The organism is Chitinivorax sp. B, from assembly GCF_005503445.1.
Classification (GTDB): Bacteria; Pseudomonadota; Gammaproteobacteria; order Burkholderiales; family SCOH01; genus Chitinivorax.
On the sequence record NZ_SCOH01000004.1, the window covers coordinates 1 to 18,041 of the forward strand.

At 53.3% G+C, this 18,041-nt stretch carries 19 protein-coding genes and 1 other RNA gene; 18 read left to right on the plus strand and 2 right to left on the minus strand.

What is annotated here, in order from left to right; genetic code table 11:
• The 5 genes from FFS57_RS03645 to FFS57_RS25695 all read left to right on the plus strand — a co-directional run.
• Positions 1 to 473, plus strand: a 473-nt coding sequence (locus FFS57_RS03645) for a DUF2345 domain-containing protein (RefSeq protein WP_137936409.1), incomplete at its 5' end; no start/stop codon positions are given.
• A gap of 3 nt (positions 474 to 476) precedes the next feature.
• Positions 477 to 2,831, plus strand: coding sequence for a T6SS effector phospholipase Tle3 domain-containing protein (locus tag FFS57_RS25110; protein WP_171013579.1), 2,355 nt, complete (start codon positions 477 to 479; stop codon positions 2,829 to 2,831).
• Positions 2,828 to 4,528 (plus strand): type VI lipase adapter Tla3 domain-containing protein, encoded by a 1,701-nt coding sequence (locus FFS57_RS03655; protein ID WP_137936410.1) that lies wholly within the window; start codon positions 2,828 to 2,830, stop codon positions 4,526 to 4,528. Before FFS57_RS25110 ends, FFS57_RS03655 begins: the two co-directional genes overlap by 4 nt.
• Before the next feature lie 60 nt (positions 4,529 to 4,588).
• Positions 4,589 to 4,912: a hypothetical protein gene (locus tag FFS57_RS25115; protein WP_171013581.1), complete on the plus strand. Its 324-nt coding sequence runs from the start codon at positions 4,589 to 4,591 to the stop codon at positions 4,910 to 4,912.
• A gap of 28 nt (positions 4,913 to 4,940) precedes the next feature.
• Positions 4,941 to 5,069, plus strand: coding sequence for a hypothetical protein (locus tag FFS57_RS25695; protein WP_502705894.1), 129 nt, complete (start codon positions 4,941 to 4,943; stop codon positions 5,067 to 5,069).
• Between the two features lie 357 nt (positions 5,070 to 5,426).
• Here the strand turns inward: FFS57_RS25695 and FFS57_RS03665 are convergent, their stop codons facing one another.
• On the minus strand, positions 5,427 to 6,185 hold the full coding sequence (locus FFS57_RS03665; protein WP_249383872.1) for a DeoR/GlpR family DNA-binding transcription regulator: 759 nt from the start codon (positions 6,183 to 6,185) through the stop codon (positions 5,427 to 5,429).
• 235 nt (positions 6,186 to 6,420) lie between these two features.
• Here FFS57_RS03665 and glpK point away from each other — a divergent pair, with 235 nt between their 5' ends.
• The gene (gene glpK / locus FFS57_RS03670; protein ID WP_137936412.1) at positions 6,421 to 7,908 is read left to right on the plus strand and encodes a glycerol kinase GlpK; all 1,488 of its coding nucleotides are present in this window, start codon (positions 6,421 to 6,423) and stop codon (positions 7,906 to 7,908) included.
• 122 nt (positions 7,909 to 8,030) lie between these two features.
• Here glpK and FFS57_RS03675 read toward each other — a convergent pair whose 3' ends face one another.
• Entirely contained in the window at positions 8,031 to 8,471 is a 441-nt protein-coding gene (locus FFS57_RS03675) for a metalloregulator ArsR/SmtB family transcription factor (protein WP_137936413.1), read from the minus strand.
• Positions 8,472 to 9,358: 887 nt separating this feature from the next.
• Between FFS57_RS03675 and FFS57_RS03680 the strand changes: the two genes are divergently transcribed.
• The 12 genes from FFS57_RS03680 to FFS57_RS03735 all read left to right on the plus strand — a co-directional run bounded on the left by FFS57_RS03680 (position 9,359) and on the right by FFS57_RS03735 (position 18,033).
• A complete protein-coding gene (locus FFS57_RS03680; protein ID WP_137936414.1) occupies positions 9,359 to 10,405 on the plus strand; it encodes a Glu/Leu/Phe/Val family dehydrogenase in 1,047 nt (348 codons plus the stop codon).
• A 159-nt stretch (positions 10,406 to 10,564) separates the two neighbouring features.
• Complete coding sequence (locus FFS57_RS03685; RefSeq protein WP_137936415.1) at positions 10,565 to 11,443, plus strand: sterol desaturase family protein; 879 nt, start codon at positions 10,565 to 10,567, stop codon at positions 11,441 to 11,443.
• A gap of 74 nt (positions 11,444 to 11,517) precedes the next feature.
• Positions 11,518 to 11,721, plus strand: coding sequence for a coiled-coil domain-containing protein (locus tag FFS57_RS03690; RefSeq protein WP_137936416.1), 204 nt, complete (start codon positions 11,518 to 11,520; stop codon positions 11,719 to 11,721).
• Positions 11,718 to 12,020, plus strand: a complete 303-nt coding sequence (locus tag FFS57_RS03695) for a cell division protein ZapA (protein ID WP_137936417.1) — start codon at positions 11,718 to 11,720, stop codon at positions 12,018 to 12,020. Before FFS57_RS03690 ends, FFS57_RS03695 begins: the two co-directional genes overlap by 4 nt.
• A gap of 180 nt (positions 12,021 to 12,200) precedes the next feature.
• Positions 12,201 to 12,380, plus strand: a non-coding RNA gene (gene ssrS, locus FFS57_RS03700) — 6S RNA.
• 16 nt (positions 12,381 to 12,396) lie between these two features.
• On the plus strand, positions 12,397 to 13,029 hold the full coding sequence (locus FFS57_RS03705) for a 5-formyltetrahydrofolate cyclo-ligase (RefSeq protein WP_137936418.1): 633 nt from the start codon (positions 12,397 to 12,399) through the stop codon (positions 13,027 to 13,029).
• Between the two features lie 84 nt (positions 13,030 to 13,113).
• On the plus strand, positions 13,114 to 14,232 hold the full coding sequence (locus FFS57_RS03710; RefSeq protein ID WP_171013583.1) for an ABC transporter substrate-binding protein: 1,119 nt from the start codon (positions 13,114 to 13,116) through the stop codon (positions 14,230 to 14,232).
• Between the two features lie 165 nt (positions 14,233 to 14,397).
• Complete coding sequence (locus tag FFS57_RS03715) at positions 14,398 to 15,219, plus strand: MipA/OmpV family protein (RefSeq protein ID WP_171013586.1); 822 nt, start codon at positions 14,398 to 14,400, stop codon at positions 15,217 to 15,219.
• Between the two features lie 26 nt (positions 15,220 to 15,245).
• Positions 15,246 to 15,704: an EVE domain-containing protein gene (locus FFS57_RS03720; protein WP_137936421.1), complete on the plus strand. Its 459-nt coding sequence runs from the start codon at positions 15,246 to 15,248 to the stop codon at positions 15,702 to 15,704.
• 89 nt (positions 15,705 to 15,793) lie between these two features.
• Positions 15,794 to 16,582 (plus strand): sulfite exporter TauE/SafE family protein, encoded by a 789-nt coding sequence (locus FFS57_RS03725; protein WP_137936422.1) that lies wholly within the window; start codon positions 15,794 to 15,796, stop codon positions 16,580 to 16,582.
• 27 nt (positions 16,583 to 16,609) lie between these two features.
• Complete coding sequence (gene pip, locus FFS57_RS03730) at positions 16,610 to 17,563, plus strand: prolyl aminopeptidase (RefSeq protein ID WP_137936423.1); 954 nt, start codon at positions 16,610 to 16,612, stop codon at positions 17,561 to 17,563.
• Entirely contained in the window at positions 17,560 to 18,033 is a 474-nt protein-coding gene (locus FFS57_RS03735) for a GNAT family N-acetyltransferase (protein WP_137936424.1), read from the plus strand. Before pip ends, FFS57_RS03735 begins: the two co-directional genes overlap by 4 nt.
• Positions 18,034 to 18,041: the final 8 nt, after the last annotated feature.

The following is an 18,041-nucleotide window of genomic DNA, read 5'->3' on the forward strand; positions in this document are numbered from 1 at the left end:
TCAAGGCCATTGCCCATCAGGGCAAGTTCCTGCTGCAAAGCCAGCATGACGATACCGAAGTCAACGCCGCCAAGAACGTCCGCCTCACCGCCACCGATGGCAAGTTGATCGGCCTGGCCCCGGAGATCGTGCTGATCGCCAATGATGGCTCCTTCATCAAAATCGGCAACGGCATCACGCTCGGGACACAAGGCACCATCGAGCAGAAGGCCGTCAGCTTCCCGCATAGTGGGCCAGCGACCATGGCCGCTGAACTGCCTACGTTTGACAAGGGCCAGACGGATCAAAAGTTCATCCTCCAGTATCAGGCGTTCTCTGAAGCAGCAGAAGCCGCTGCCAATACGGCCTACCGTATCCAGCTGTCGGATGGCAGCGTGGTGGAGGGCAAGAGCGACGAACAGGGACATACCGAGTTGCTACAACGTGATGTCATGCGAATCGCCAAGATTGAACTGTTCAGGGATAAGGAATAGGCCATGGGGCAAGCCAAATACGCCAGCGCAAAAGCGGCACGGTCGATCGGTCGTGATCAAGCACTGACGCAGACCAGCAGAGAGCGCAATAAAACCGTCAATGTGCAAGGCGACATGCCGGGCAACATCATCGTCATTCACGGCGTGAACGATGTCGGTACCGGTTATGGTTCAGTGGAAGGCGGCTTGTGTGAAGGCTTGCGTGAGCGGCTGGGCCGCAACGACATTCTGCCTTGCCAGTATCGCGAGCCGACGGAAGCAGAACGACAAGGTTACTGGCCTGACCCGGATGCCGTATTTTTCAAGCGCGATGACAAACAGATCGGCAAAACACCGGTTATCCCCTTCTACTGGGGATTTCGGGAGATCAAGGATTTAAGCCGACTGAAGTACGGCCAGTTCGTAGATCGTTTTGGCAACCGGCTGGACAAAGACTACTCCAAAGGCGGCGGCCCGTTCGCCAATGCCACCAGTTCCCTGCCCGATATGTGGAATCGCGGTAAATGGGCGGTATGGGGGGCATTGGATGCAGCGGCCGACGATCCACTCCGCCCCGTGCTCAATGCACCAGGCCGGTTGTATATGGTGTTGGCGGCCAAACGCCTAGCTGCACTGGTCGATATGATCCGCGACTATGACACCAATGAGACGGTCACCATCGTGGCGCATAGCCAGGGCTGCATGGTCAGCCTGCTGGCCCAGGCCTTTCTGCTGGAACAGGGCCTACGCCCAGCTGATGTACTGATTTTGACCCACCCACCCTATAGCCTGGAAGAAGGGCGTCCCGTGACCGCCCCCTTGGATCGCGGATCCGCGGGTGAGGATGATCAGATGCGGGGTAACGATAAAGGCAAACGTTACGACTATCTCAAAGGTGGCCAGACTTTTGAAGCCCGCCTGCAGACATTGGTCAACATCGTGCAGGGGGTATGTCAGCATAAACATGCCACGCCGGCATTTCAGTCTATCAAGGGGAAAGACTACCATGGCATGGTCGGCGGTAAATGGCAGCCGACAGCCAATAAAGAACGCGACAACCGGGGTAAAGTCTATCTGTACTTTTGTCCGGAAGACATGACCGTTGCCCTGGAAAACGTGCAGGGCATTGGCTGGCAAGGGGTGCCGACCCGAAAAGGTGGGACCGCCATTACACTGGAAAAAACGGTGCTCCCGCCCGGGGTGACCACCCAGCAATACCAAAGCAAGACCATCTGGCGTGAGCCCTTGAAAGAACTGGGCATGGGGTTTTTCCAGCGGGTATTTACCGCCAAAAAGCGACCTGACCCCAAAAACGGGCAGCCCCCCTTGATCGGTCAGGATCAAGCTCATGACTTCACGATGTGGTTAAAAGGTGAAAACTTTTTTAGCCATGTTGCCACTGGCTGGGCCGGCACATCGAAAATGGATGTGAGCCGGTCCGAACCTGATGAATTGCGCTTTGAAGACCCACAACGAGTGGGCGTGCGCACCATCAATGGCGAGCCGTTGAATAAACCGGTGACAGCAGTGATGTACGAAGGGGCGTATACCGCCAAAGGCGGGCCAGTCGGGGCCAAGGAAAGGGTTGACATGCTCGACCCGGCCATCGCCATCAGCACTGATCGCGGATTCAGCGATTGCTGGCGGTTGGTGCATGACCCCGATCAGGATTCCTTCCTGGGCAGGCTGGGCAATTTGAAGTTGGATAAAGACAAGGCGATAGACAGCCCCCATCCCCCCACCTGGAAACACCAAGTGGTACCAACACCCGATAAGCGCCTCGAAATCGAGAAAACACTCAACCACGGCAAGGAAACCATTGACCAGGTCAAGGTGGTTGATGTCTACGCCTGCTTCACAGACAGCTTCAATCCGTCGCCTACCGGGCAATTGCTGGTCAAGCACAAGGAAAGCCCCAGGCAGGCGCAGCTCCGTTGGCAGAACAGCTACTCGGAGCGATCCTTCCATGGTGCCATCTTTGGTAGCTGGCAGAATCACCGACAGGTCACCGCCTACGATGTGGCGATCGGCCAAGGCAAAGCCAGTAGTGACCCGGAATTCGCAGCCTATCTGTGCGCAGTAGCTGATTGGCGGTTGCAGCAAGACGAGAAATCTAAGCGTCCCGGCATTTTGAAATGGACGAAGTTTTTGACAAAATTCGCCAAATGGTGGGCGGTAGAAGACCCCACACGCAAAGCGTTGATTGAAGACAATGCCAAATACTATTCCAGTGGACAACTGCCTCCCTTGCCCCTGTTGCCTGAAGGGCTACCCAAGCAGGTGATCTGCCAATCGCTGGATATGGCGGGTAAAGTGGCCAATGAATATTCGCATCCGCCACGCATTGGCCCAGCCGGAGCGACAAAGGGGGCCGCATGAAGCGAATGGATACCTGGCTGATGGGCGGGTTGACGGTGATGCTGGTGCTGATCGCCATCCTGTTGGTCAATGAAGCAATACAGTTCAACGAAGCAGACGGCTGGGAGCCGATGATGAACAATCGACTATTATGGGGCGCGGTGGGTCTGGCGCTGATGTTGGGTAGCGTGGCGGCTTGGCGCTGGCGCACTCCCGCACAAAAGGCGGCGGAGACGCCCACTGCTGTCACAGCCCAGGCCCAGCAACGCGACTATGTGCTGGAGATCATCGGCCTGGGTGTCACGTTGGACAAATACCGCCAGAGCGCCTTATGGGAAACCCTGGCCAAGGGCAATGCCTATGTCACCATTCGGGAGCAGAACCCCGAGAAATACCCATGGACAGATTTGGATAAGATTGGTGTTGGAGGCGGTCGTCAGGGTGACTCCCTGGAAAACGGTGCCAAGCGCCTGCCAATGAACTGGGTTGCACCACTCTTCAATACCGGGCCACTGATACGCAATCCCGCCCATATGGAAACCCCCGATTTGCCCGAAACAGGGTTTGGCTCAAGTGTTGAATCATCCGGTATGGCGTGGACCTTGTTTGCCACCGGGCCACGACGTTGGGCAGACCGACCGGATCGGATATTGGATGAAGTGTTCGCCTTCTTTGATACCAACCCGGATGTACCCTACATCGTGCTTACCACCCAGGACGATGCAGATGAGCAAGACAATGCCGCCCCACCCGGCACCCCACCACTATTGCGCGATGGCCACTATGTCACCGCGGTGCCAGATGCGTCTGCACTATTTGTGCTGGCCCGTCGCGAGCGGGTGGATCGATTGCGGCCTTTTGTGTTTGAAGAAAAGGACTATGCCTTTCAAGATGGCGATCATGACCACCCGGGCCCGGCCCGCAAGTTGTTTCTGGACTATATCCAGTTACAACAGAGTGTGCCGCATCCGAGAAAAAAACGAACCGACGGCGGGGATACCTTTTCACAGCGCAACCCCACCATCGAAGAATGGCTACCGTTTGCCGCCAAATTCGCCAAGCGGCCCGATCTACGGGAAAGTGTGGTGTCAGCCCTCAACCCGCTGGATACCCCGCGCATCCCCAGCAACTGGCAGCCCACCCCGTGGTTTCCCATTCCGTGGAATACCTTTCAGTTACAGACCTTCGACGCTCTGCCCACACTGGGCTACCTGCACCGCCCCACCTGGGTCAAGCTGACGGATGCCGAGGGTAAGCCGTTGACACGGCGTGATGACCGTGTCAAAGCCATGCTTGACGGCTGGCAACAGGCCTTGACCACCCTGCCGGAAGCCGAGCGCAAAACCGGCCCGGCACGGGTGATTGTCGGCACAGGTGATAAAACCGACCAGTTGTTGATGCTGCACGGCATGCTCAACCAGTACCACAGCCAGGGCGGCCCGGCTTACGATCCAGCCAAGGCCAACCAGTTCATCGACACCGACAAACGCCTGGGCAATACCGGTGCCGCAACGTGGTTCATGCAGATGGCGATCGGCACCATGGGTAGCTATCTGGAGGGTGGCCCGAGTGCAGCGATCAATCTGCGTGACGAGAATGAGGCGAGCATCATGATGATCACACCGCCATCGGAAGCCAAGCGCAAGCAACAGGGAACCGCGGTATGGGCGCACAAAGGCACCCCCATGATCGATCCCGCGAATTACCAGCAGCCATAGGCATGAGTTGCACAAAACTTTCTTTGCTGGGCAACACTTTCTGGGAATTTATTACTTCCGATGAATAATGCTGATCGTAATCAAGAAAATCGCTGGGATCGGTATTTTTTGAACTGCACTGCTGTAACCATTCTTTTGGGATTATTGACTTATTGGTTTATCACTGACGGGCCAAGCTGGCATTGTTCAATTGGTTGTGCTCCTGTCGTGATGATGGCAATCATGCCAGTGTTCTTTTCTGGGTTGGCGACGATTTTGTGTGCGTGGTGTGTCGTGCTATCAAAAGGCAGGCACCGTCTTGTAGCCGTACTGGTTGCTATACCGTCTACAGCTGGTTGCATCATACTTCTGGTAGAAATGAGCGGTTGGTTTACCGCATGGTGAGAATGAGCGTGTTATCAGTGGAAGGATCGTGAGAAAAGTCATCCGTCTCGGCGACCCGCACCATACCATCGATGGCATCCTGGTGGCGTATGAAGGCCACCAAACCAGTTGTGGGGCGGCGTTGTTGGCCACCGCGCCCAACATGGGAAAAGGTTGATGAGCAAACTCAATACCAGTGTGACAACATAGTACATGGCTCGATGGGTTCGATCTGCAACATCACGCGGTTCACACAAGATGGGCAAAACCGTTTGGACGACGCCACGGTTGCGTCAGGTGGGCATCGCTACTGGTAGCGGTCGTCAAGCACACGATAACGCACATTGCCGGCTCGACCTCACACTTTGTACAATTTCACCAGGGCGGAGAGATGCGCTTTGCCTTTAACTAGCAGGGCCAACTGATCGCGCTACATCTCCACGGGGTCGCCAGCACGGTGAATGAACATGGCATGATGCGCCACCTCCTTGAAACCAATCATCACCCGACAAGTTACAGCCCTTAAGCGACCGTGTTACTCAGCAATGTACAACGCGGTCCCGGCGTTCTCCAGCTCTTGCACCAATCGATCAGATGGCCGCAGGTCGGTAAACAGCGCGGTCACTTGGCTGACATGTCCCATCCGGACCATGGCATTACGGCCAAATTTGCCGTGATCCGCCACCAGGAAAATCTGCCGCGCATGCTCGACGATTGCCTGAGCCACCCGCACTTCCCGGTAATCGAAGTCCAGTAAGGTACCATCCTCATCAATACCTGAAATCCCGATGACTGCATAATCCACCTTGAACTGACGCACAAAGTCGATCGTCGCTTCACCAATGATGCCCCCATCACGTGGCCGCACCACACCGCCCGCGATGATCACTTCAAAATCCTGACGATTGCCAAATATCGATGCCACATTCAGGTTATTCGTAATGACACGCAGCGACTTATGATCCAGCAATGCACGCGCCACCGTTTCCACCGTGGTACCAATGTTCATGATCAGGCTGGCATTATCAGGAATTTGCTCGGCCACCAACTTGGCGATTCGCTCTTTTTCGGATTGATTCCAAACTTTTCGCATTGCGTATTCTTCGTTCTGCACGCTGGAGCCATTTCCCGCTCCACCATGATAACGCTTGAGCACACCTGATTCAGCCAACATATTGATATCACGACGAATGGTCTGTGGCGTGACATCCAGTTCCTTGGCCAGCACCTCGATCGACATATACCCATTTTGCCTGACCAGCTGAACAATTCGTTCATGGCGTGGTTGTCGCATGAATCCTCCGGACATTGAGTTTTTACCATTTCCAAATCAGTCGCATGACAAGCTGCAATCTGTCAGCATTCCGCTGAAGCGCCAACATATATAAGGATTGGCAACTCATTTGGAAATGGCACTACTCTGATTCTACCGGCAGATGGCCGGTATTCAAGCAAATGAGCACACTACACCAATCAGATTGTGCCAAAATACCCTTCAAATATGTTCGTTAATGAAAACGGAGGAGAGTATGTCAGTCTTTTTACTTGCCATTGACCAAGGCACTACCAGCACCCGAGCCATTGTCTTCGACCGCCATGGCGTGGAGCAGTCCAGGTCGCAAGCGGAGCTGACACAATACTTTCCAGCAGAAGGTTGGGTAGAACACGATCCGGAAGAAATCTGGCGCCATACCCTGACTGTCTGCCGTGAGGCACTGGGCAAAAACGGCGCCGGCGCAGATAACATTGCCGCCATCGGCATTACCAATCAGCGTGAGACCACCGTGGTATGGGATCGAGCCACTGGCAAACCGGTACACCATGCCATCGTCTGGCAAGATCGTCGTACTGCGGCCTTCTGCCAACAGCTTTATAGCCCGGAACGCGAGAAGATGCTGGCTCATAAGACAGGATTGGTGCTTGACCCGTATTTCTCTGCGACAAAAATCCGCTGGATTCTCGATAACATACCAGGTCTTCGCAAACGTGCAGAACAAGGTGAGCTGGCGTTCGGCACCATCGACAGCTTTCTGCTATGGCGTCTGACGGGCGGCCGTGTCCATGCCACCGATGCAACCAATGCTGCCCGTACCATGCTGTTCAATATCCGAACCCAGCAATGGGATGAGGAACTACTCACGCTATTTGGCATCCCTCCCTCCATGTTGCCGGAAGTCAAAGATAGTGCTGCTGACTTCGGACACACCGACGAAGCCTTGTTTGGTGTTCGCATCCCCATTCGCGGTATTGCAGGTGATCAGCAAGCGGCCACCGTCGGCCAAGCCTGCTTTGCCCCTGGCATGATCAAAAGTACTTATGGCACCGGCTGCTTCATGGTGATGAATACTGGTGAACAGTTCGTGGAATCCAAGAATCGCTTGTTGACTACTGTGGCCTATCGCCTGAACGGTAAAGCGACTTATGCCATGGAAGGCAGTATTTTTATTGCCGGTGCGGCAGTACAGTGGCTACGTGATGCCCTGAAACTGATCAGCAATGCAGGTGAAACGGAAGCATTGGCCAGACAGGTGGCAACAACCGGCGGGGTTTATCTGGTGCCGGCCTTTACTGGTTTGGGCGCACCTTATTGGGACCCGCTGGCACGAGGCTCCATAGTAGGTCTGACACGAGACTCCGGCATTGCTCATATCGTACGGGCTGCACTGGAATCTGTGTGTTACCAAACCCGTGATTTGCTGGAAGCCATGCGAGCCGATGGGGCCAGCCTGCCACAAGCCTTGCGCGTGGATGGCGGCATGGTGGGCAACAATTTAGTCATGCAGTTCTTGAGTGATATGTTGACAGTGCCGGTGGAACGACCACGTGTCACAGAAACCACCGCACTAGGCGCAGCGTATTTGGCCGGGTTGGGGATTGGCATATACCAGTCGCTGGATGAATTGTCCGCATTATGGCAACTGGAATGCGCCTTCCGCCCCGAAATGGACGAACAGCGCCGTGAGGCGCTGTATCGTGGTTGGCAGGACGCCGTCTCGCGCACCCGCAGCCGCTCCTGAAAGGGGACGAACAGTTGCGGGTGGCACCTGCCTCAAGCTCCTGCATAGTGATCAACAGTGGGGGGAGCCATAGCTTCACCCCTCTGTAGAACATGCATAACTTGATAGCAGGTTTTCGGCAATCACACCGTTGGCGCTGGCGACACTGTGGTCGGCGTTGTGGCTGCTGCACGTACCGGCAAGTACTCGACGTTAGTCGACTGCGGTGTGGCACGAGCATGTTCAGCACCAATTGGGCGATCTGGCATGGTAGCCAAACGGTTCAGGTCACGCCCCAGCATTGAAGCCTGTTCACCACTGTGTGTCATGGTCTGCAGGACCTGGAAAGCCCAAGCGGGCAGTTGTGGATGCAGGCGATAATGTTTCCACACGCGGTCACGGCGAACGCTTACTACGCGTGCATCACGTAGCTTGGCGAGGTGCCGCGATGCCTTGGGTTGCGAGCAGTCAATGGCATAGCACAGCTCTGCTACACTTAATTCATCCTCTGCCATCAACAGAGCGAGCATACGGCGGCGCGTGGTGTCGGCCAATACATCGAAGACATCGTCGGCGTTGATCATGATTTCGTCTCCCGGGGTAACCGCCCCAATCGGTAAGCTATTTAGCTTCAAATCAGTGAGAACCCCGATGGGCTCGGGGCCGTTCATTTGCTTCTCCATGGTTAGCATTCAACCCTTTGTTGCGCATTGGCACAATCCGACAAAGGTCTGAAACTGGCTCCGACATATGGTTGAGCGTAGTCATCCAAAGGTCGGAAAAATCCATATGAAAATTTTCGCTTACGAATTGAGAAAATCGATTGATAAAACAAAAAACGTCAATAAAATCATATGTAAATTAGCAACTACAGACAGTCACCATCGCATGCCAACGTGCTATTTAAAGCAGACTTCTGACCCTATTGGTCAAAGAGTAAATTCAACAAAATCAAGCACGATTCCAAACAAACATTTCAACAAAGCCGATTTTTCGGTCATCGCGCCAAGATACACGGCATCTTTCCCCTGCAAATGACCTGCCATTTCCAGTGGTCTATCCACCATTCAGCCATTTGGCGGACCGAATCAACCAGTTCCGTGCATTGCAAACAGGGTATGGCCCATTCTCAATCCCCGCATTAACACAACCTTGGCACCACTCAGACAACGGGTTACCCCCTTCTCGGCTTAATTGCGACAAGATGCGCGGCATCGTATGATTAAGCAGTACAAGTGACACAATTGCTTGTACTGAGTCGCCGATCAATCGCCATGTAATTGATCAGCCAATGCCCAAAAACACAATTTTTGTGGAACCCATCGCATGTATTTCCTGGTACCCGCCGCAATATTGCGGTGACGCACGGTTTGCCCGTTGCGTCATCTGCCTTGTTATCCAATCGAATTCAGTCAGGTGAAGTAACCGCGCAAATCGGCACAGTATGGCGATGGCCCCTTGAGGAGCCGACATGTCCGTATTTACACACATTGATTTTGATCAGCATGAGCAAGTCGTTTACGCATACGATGCCCAAACCGGCCTGAAAGCCATCATTGCCATTCACAACACCCAGCTTGGTCCTGCCATGGGCGGATGCCGCATGTGGGCGTATGCCAATGAAAACGATGCACTGACTGATGCATTACGCCTGGCTCGTGGCATGACCTATAAGAATGCCGTTGCTCAACTACCAATTGGCGGTGGCAAAGCCGTTGTGATTGGCAATGCCAAAACAGACAAGACCCCTGAACTGTTTCAAGCCTTGGGTGAAGCCATTCAACACCTGGGCGGACGCTACATTACGGCTGAAGATGTCGGCACTTCGCCCGCGGACATGCGGGAGGTGAATAAAACTACCCGTTTTGTACTGGGCACTTCGCAAGAGACAGGCGACCCCTCGCCGTTTACCGCGCTGGGTTGCTTTGTTGGCGCCCAGGCAGCAATCAAGCACCGCCTGAACCGTACGGACTTCGATGGCTTGACTGTAGCACTGCAAGGCCTGGGACATGTCGGCTGGCACTACGCAAAATATCTGCGCGAGGCGGGTGCCAAACTGGTGGTGACCGATATCGACAACATGATTCTGGAGCGTGCCAAACATGAACTGAATGCAGAAATCGTGACACCCGACGCCATCTATGATGTCGATGCCGATATCTATGCCCCATGCGCCCTGGGTGCCACTGTGAATGAGTCCACGCTGGCACGCTTGAAGTGCAAAATCATTGCAGGTGCCGCTAACAATCAGCTAAAGCATGCAGTGTTAGGTGAAGCAGTGCGTAACAAGGGCATCCTGTATGCACCAGATTTCGTGATCAACGCTGGCGGCATTATCAAGGTATGCTACGACTACCTCGGCAAATCACTGCCCGAAATCGATACTCATGTCCGCAAGATCCATCACACCTTGCTGGAAGTGTTTGAACGTGCCGACAGTGAAGACCTGCCAACCAGCGTGATCGCCGATCAACTGGCAGAAGCTCGCTTCAAGCAGGAGCACGCCTGCCTGGCTTAAGCAAATCACCGGGGCTGAGTTCATTCAGCTCCGGTCAATCTACTGGATCCCACCACCCTCCGATTCTTAAATCGCGCCAGTCATTTGGCATGATTGCACATCGACACCCACCCCACTCCTGACTACGATTACGCAAGTATTCAAGTAAATGGAGCTCCCATGACCTTTGACCCCGGACTGTTCTTGCTGGGCTTGGCCCCGTTGTTCGTATTGACTGTCGTGCTGGAGGCTTGGTACTGGCGCGGCAAACGGGCCATGTACACAATACGGGACACGCTCTCCAACGCCACCCTGGCGTTGATGCATCAGGCTGCAGATACTCTGTTTCTGTGGGCATTCGTCAGAACTGTCTACCAATGGTGTTACGACCATGGCGCACAATGGATCAACTTACCCTCCATGTGGGGGGTGCTGGTACTGTTCCTGTTGCAGGATTTTCTCTATTACTGGTTCCACCGCGCCAGTCATCGTATCCGGTGGATGTGGTCATCGCATGTAGTTCATCACTCATCAGAACGGATGAATTTTTCTACCGCTTTCCGGCAAAGTTTGACTTACCCATTGTCCGGCATGTGGCTCTTCTGGGTACCTCTAGCTCTGATCGGCTTTCCGCCGGATTGGGTGATTCTGGCTGTAGGCCTGTCTCTGGCCTATCAGTTCTTTGTCCATACCCAGGCAGTAGACCGCCTGGGCTGGATGGAGCAACTGTTCAACACACCATCGCATCATCGTGTACACCATGGTCGCAACTCGCAATATATTGATAAGAATTACGCTGGCGTTCTGATCATCTGGGACAAACTGTTTGGCACTTTTGTCGATGAACAGGAAGCTCCTGACTATGGCATCGTCCGCCCTATTCACAGCCACAATCCGCTACTGCTGACCTTTCACGAATGGCGAGATATGTTCTGTGATGCTTGGACACATCGTGATCTTCGCTATCTATGGAAACCACCAGAATGGGGTGAGCAACAATTGCATCCCGCACGACAGGAGGAATGTAAGCTGATCAACCGGCAAGCCACGCCACACTAGCCCAGAAGATCTCACCGCATTTCCCTGAAAAGCCGAGGTTGACGAGGTCAGGGACGGCAACTAGACTTGCGCCCATGAAAACCGAACTCAACGAGCTCGAAGCAAAGATCCACCAGCTCGCGAGCCTCTGCCAACATCTACGTCAAGAAAACAACGAATTGCGTCAGGCGCTTGAAATGTCGCAAGAGGAAAATCGTCGACTGAATGACAAAGTCGACGGTGCCAAGATGCGAATCGAGCAACTGTTGCAATCCATGCCGGAAACCCCTGCGGAATGAAAAATCTCGACATCACCATCATGGGGCGGGATTTCCGTATTGCCTGCCCTGAACAGGAAGAAACATCGTTGATGATGGCCGTCGAATTGCTCGATGACCGCATTGAACAGATCAAGAGTGCTGGTAAAGTAGTCGGTGCCGACCGGATCGCCATTATGGCAGCACTCAATATCACCCATGAAATGCTCAATCTGAAAATGGCTAACAGTGATGTAGGCATGGCTGAGTTCCGACAACGGATTCAGCACATGCAGGAAATCATTGATCAAGCCATGCTGGAACAGAACCGCCTGTTCTAATCGTAAAACAACCTTCGCTGGCGTTACCGCGCGAATTTTCTCGTGCCGTCAGCGCCAGCAGATTTCATCTACCCGCCAAGCCTTTACAGCACTCGCCCCAGATCATTTTTCATTGCTCCACAAAAAAATCCCAAAATGATGGTTTCAGGAATGCCGCGGACGATGATAGAATCAACTTCAGGTCCCCTGCGGTGTTCGTTCAAGGCCTAATATTCTTTGAACCAATATAGCAGAACTGGTTGCAATCCTTGATGCCCTGTTGTGCGCGTCGCTTCTGCGATGCACCTGATGGGTTCGGTGTGCAACCGCCTTGAACCTTACGGTTCAAGATGAAGGTCGTACGGCACAGGCGGGGGGCTTTTCCTGTCGACTTCACATGAATGATCATTCACCCTATTCAGGGTCCGTTCCTTCCGACAAATCCAAACTACGCCGCCAACTGAAACAGGCGCGCGCTCAGTTGCCTCTCATAACACGTCAACGCGCTGCCGATCAGCTTTTGCGCCAAGCATTGCACCATGGTTTGCTACAACGATTTCGACGGATTGGCTTCTATATACCAATGCCCACGGAAATCGACTTGATACCATTGATCAATCAGGCATTGTGGATGGGCTGTCAATGCTATTTGCCAGTCGTGCCACCAGCTCGCAGTCGCCATATGCGATTTACCCAAATCCATCAAAACCATGATTGGTATCTAAATCGTTTCCGTATCCTCGAAGTAGCCGCCCCCAACAGTGTCAGCGCCAAACAATTGGATTTGATTTTTGTCCCCCTCGTTGGCGTTGATAGTGAAGGTTTCCGTCTGGGGATGGGTGGTGGCTTCTATGACACAACCCTTGCCTTTCGCCGCCATCGTCATCATTGGCGTATGCCCATGCTGATCGGTGCTGCTTTCGAGTGCCAACGGGTTTCAGCGGTACCGCGCGAACCCTGGGACATGCCACTGGACGCACTCATCACAGAATCTGCATATATAGATTTCCAGAGAAAAATAGCAAGATAATTCAGAAACAGCCACTTGCTGAAAAACCGCTGCAATATTCGGCATTGATAATTAGTGCCTTGGTTATTCATGACATCAATCATCATGCGCACATTACTGCAATTGGCCAGCCTGCTAGCAACTTTGCTGTTCTCATCCCTGACAATGGGCGAGACTTCACCGATTCATATCGTACAGGTGCTGGATCTATCTGGTCCCAATGGCGATACGGGCAAAGATTACATGACCGGTGCCAAAGTCTATTTTGACTCAGTCAACGCTCGCGGTGGCGTTGATGGCCGCCGGATCAATCATGTCTTCCGCGATGATCAAGGCAATACCGCGCAGACAGTCAGTCTGACAACCAAACTATTGGAGGAATACCCAGCTACTGTCCTGTTTGGTTATATGGGAAATGAATCAGTCGCCGCTGTTCTGAAGGATACCCAAATCGCCCGAACTGGCTTGGTGCTGGTGGCCCCTTATACCGGCCTGGACTCAATGTCGGATAGCGCCCGTGTTTTCCATGTCCGCGCCAGTCTGGAAGATGAAACCAGAAAGATTGTGCGTATGACCCTCAGCACGGGACTGGAAAAGCTGGCCGTATTTTATGGAACCGATAGCCTAGGGCGCGCGGGCCTGAAAGCAGTGGAAACAGAACTGGCAAAAGAAAAACGCACCATATTGGCCAAATCACCCTACCTTGGTGGCGGGATTGCTCAAGCCGTGCGGGACATTTCCAATCACCATCCACAAGCCGTCATCCTTGCTGCCCCAACTATTGCCAGCGCCAATTTCATTCGTGAATACCGCCATATCAGCCCTGGTACACAATTTTTTGTCCTGTCTTCCATCAATCATCAAACGTTGCAGGAATTTCTCGGCTCACCTCAAGCCGCGCAAGGCATTGCCGTTACCACCTTGACGCCATCTCCCTCCAATCTGACCACCGGTATCGCACGTGAACATGCCAAGGCCATGAAGACCTACCGAGACGAAGTACCTTCCTACGCCTCGCTGGAAGGCTTCATTGCAGCCAAATTTCTGGTCGAAGCATTACGCAAGGCAGGTACGCCAGAACCACAGCAAACAGCCAAAGCGCTAGCCAATACACGACGTCTTGATTTAGGTGGTTATCTGATCGACTTCAGCAGCGATGGGAAACGTGGCTCTCGCTATGTGGATCTGGCTGTCTTCAGCGGCGCAGGCGTACTAACCAATTGACCATTTCCTTGTCGGCAGGGAGTCTCCAGCACATCGACTGAATCAACCAATGGAGCAACCACGTCATCACAGCTTACCCCGCATTCCCAGTCTGATCTGTACCTTGCGCCCTGCTTGGCTTTACGGCAAAGTCATTGCCTGAACTCTTTCTCTGCCGAGCCCGACGTGATACGACTTGCCACCTTGTTGACTTGCCTGGTTGCCAACACCAGCGATGCGGCAGACCAGCCGCTTTGGGAGGCAGGGCTAGGTGCTGCCGCCATCAGCCTGCCAGACTACCGCGGTGCGGATGAGCAACGGGGCTATCTACTACCCATTCCATATTTTGTATACCGTGGCGATCGTCTCAAGATTGATCGGACCGCTGTGCGAGGTGTGGTGTTTGAAGGCCAACGACTGACTCTGGAATTGAGCGGCAACGGCACACCACCAGTCAACAGCAAAGACAATACCGCACGCAAAGACATGCCTGATTTACACCCGACCATTGAGTTAGGCACAGTCATGAAGCTGCGGCTGTCAGACGATACCTGGCTAGGCGCCACACCCACATTGGTATTACCAATACGTGCAGCCTACACTATTCAACGTCACCCTCGATCTATTGGAACCTTGGCAGGCATCAAGCTAAATCTGGACTGGGCAGCTCGAGCCGCCACATTGGGCTGGAACACTGCCTTGCAGTTTGGTCCCGGTGTATCCAGTCAGCGTTACCAACACTATTTTTACGGTGTGGACAATACCAATGCCACAGCAGACCGACCCACCTACCGCCCCAAAGGTGGTTATGACGGCTTACAACTGACTTGGTCTGCGTCACGGCGTTTGGGCCAGACTTGGGTAGGTGCATTTGTCAGGGCAGACAATATGGCTGGCACGGCATTTGATGACAGCCCATTATTACGTCGCCGTACCACCGTCAGTGCCGGTTTAGGTGTCGCATGGGTATTGGGCCAGTCCAGCATCCGCGTGCCAACCGAAGATTGATCAACCACCGTCAGGAGACCGACCCCATGCGCTATTGGTTGATGAAAAGCGAACCCGATGACTGTTCCATTGATGATCTGGCCCAACTGCCAGAGCAGAGCGTAGCCTGGTATGGTGTGCGCAACTATCAAGCACGTAATTTCATGAGAGATCAAATGGCAGTCGGTGATCTCGCACTGTTCTATCACTCCAGCTGTGCCGAACCAGGTGTTGCTGGCATTGTACGCATCAGCAAAAAAGCCTATCCCGACGAGACGCAGTTTGATACTTCATCTCGCTTCTATGACCCCAAAGCAAGTCGTGACAACCCTCGCTGGCTGAATGTGGACGTACAACTGGTCCGCAAGACCCGCTTGATGCCATTGTCAGAAATGCGCAGTTATCCGGAACTGGAAACAATGATTGTCCTGCAAAAAGGCAACCGGCTTTCAATCACTCCAGTTGATCCAAAACATTGGCAATTCATTGAAGCACGGCTTGTGTAAACATTGGTGTGCATACAGCCTGTCTTCGTCGTCCAGCTGATTTTCAATGACGACACGCATTACCTCTCACCTGCTCACAAAGGCGTTAAATGGAATTCATTTTGACATACCTAGGTATCGGTATTGGTGCGGGTTTTCTCGCCGGATTATTAGGCGTTGGCGGCGGCTTGATCATTGTTCCACTCCTGGTTTTCTGTTTTGAACGGCAAGGCTTTCACGATCCCTTACATATTGCATTAGGTACATCACTAGCCAGTATCCTTTTTACGTCACTTTCCAGTATTCGTGCCCATCACGGCCGCCATGCGGTCAATTGGGGCATCGTCAAACAGATCACACCCGGAGTCCTGTTTGGTACTTTCGTTGGCGCCTGGGTTGCCGGCTCACTCCCCACCAGGCCACTAATGTGGTTTTTTATCGTATTCATTTTCTATGTAGCCTCACAAATGCTGCTCAACATCAAACCCAAGCCGAGCCGTGAGCTCCCTGCCATGACAGGCATGACGGCAGCCGGGCTGACAATTGGAGGAATATCCAGTCTGGTCGGTATTGGTGGTGGGTCACTGTCAGTGCCATTCATGAGCTGGTGTAACGTGAAGATTCATGAAGCCATCGGAACCTCTGCAGCCATCGGGCTTCCGATTGCGTTGGCCGGCGCTGCAGGCTACATCAGCAGTGGCTGGACAATTGCCGGACTGCCAAAGGGTAGCCTGGGGTATGTTTATTTGCCTGCTTTGGCTGGCATTGTGATCACCAGCATGATGATGGCTGGGCAAGGTGCCAAACTGGCCCACAAGTTACCTGTAGCGCACTTGAAGAAAGCGTTTGCCTGCCTGCTACTGACAGTAGGCGGCAAAATGTTGATCGGCATGTTTTAGCACACAACGACATCGAGACATCTCATTATGCGAACCCAACTCTATCCCGCTATCCTCCCGTTCAATCAAGGCATGCTGCCACTGGACGATACGCACACCATGTACTTCGAAGAATCCGGCAACCCACAGGGTATGCCAGTAGTATTTCTACATGGTGGCCCTGGTGCCGGCGCCAGCGCCAAGCATCGGCAGTTCTTCGATCCTGCGTTCTACCGTATCGTGATTTTTGACCAGCGTGGTGCTGGCCGCTCTACCCCATTGGGCGAGCTCAAAAACAACACCACGCCCCATCTGATTACCGATATCGAAACGCTTCGATCCCACTTGGGCATCGATAAATGGCTGGTATTTGGCGGGTCTTGGGGTTCTACGTTGTCACTGGCTTATGCTGAATTCCACCCTGAACGGGTACTGGGGCTGGTACTACGCGGAATCTTCCTATGTCGAGACAGTGAGATCGACTGGTTCATGCGAGGTGTCGGTAATATTTTCCCGGATCAATGGCAAACCTTTGCCGAATTCCTTCCAGAAGCAGAACGCAGTGATCTACTGAATAATTATTACCATCGGCTGACTGACCCGAATCCAGCGGTGCACATGCCTGCAGCACGTGTCTGGAGCCACTATGAAGGGGCCTGCTCGACCTTGCTGCCAGACGATAGTCTGCTCACAGGACACTTCGATGACGATACCGTCGCATTGGGCTTGGCGCGCATTGAAGCCCATTACTTCATCAACAAGATTTTCCTGCCGAACAATAGTTTGCTCAACAATATTAGTCAGATCCGGCATATCCCTGCCGTGATTGTTCAAGGACGCTATGACATTGTCTGCCCAACAGTCAGCGCATGGGATCTGCATTGTGTCTGGCCCGAAGCAGAATATATTGTAGTGCCGGATGCCGGCCATGCAGCTTGGGAGCCAGGTATCTGCAGCGAGTTGGTCAAAGCTTGCGAGCGCTTCAAGGAACGATTGGCTTGACGCGATCGATCCGTTGGGCCAAGGCAGATGACTGGCCTGCCATTTCGTTGTTCCGTTACGAGAGCAGCATGGTGCACTATGCCACCATGCCGCAGAACTTTGGACACCAGCCGCCAAAGCCAATGGATGAAAACAGCGTAATGGGCTGGATAGCCCGCCATTCACTGGAAGTTTTACTCGCTTGCGATGATGGCGTGCCAGTTGGTTTCTGTGTCATGGAAATTCGCCACCCACCCCATGACCAATCCCATTTCACGGCCTATGGCCTAATTCTGGATGTATTTGTCTCGACAATGTACCGCCGTCACGGTATTGCCCGACAGTTGATAATTGCCATGCGCGATCATTTACGTGCACAGCAAGTACACGAGCTGATACTGGATGTTTACGAGTACAACACCCCAGCCAAACAACTTTACATCAATCTGGGTTTTCAAACGGAAAAGACCACCATGGCCTGGAAATTCTGACCGACCAG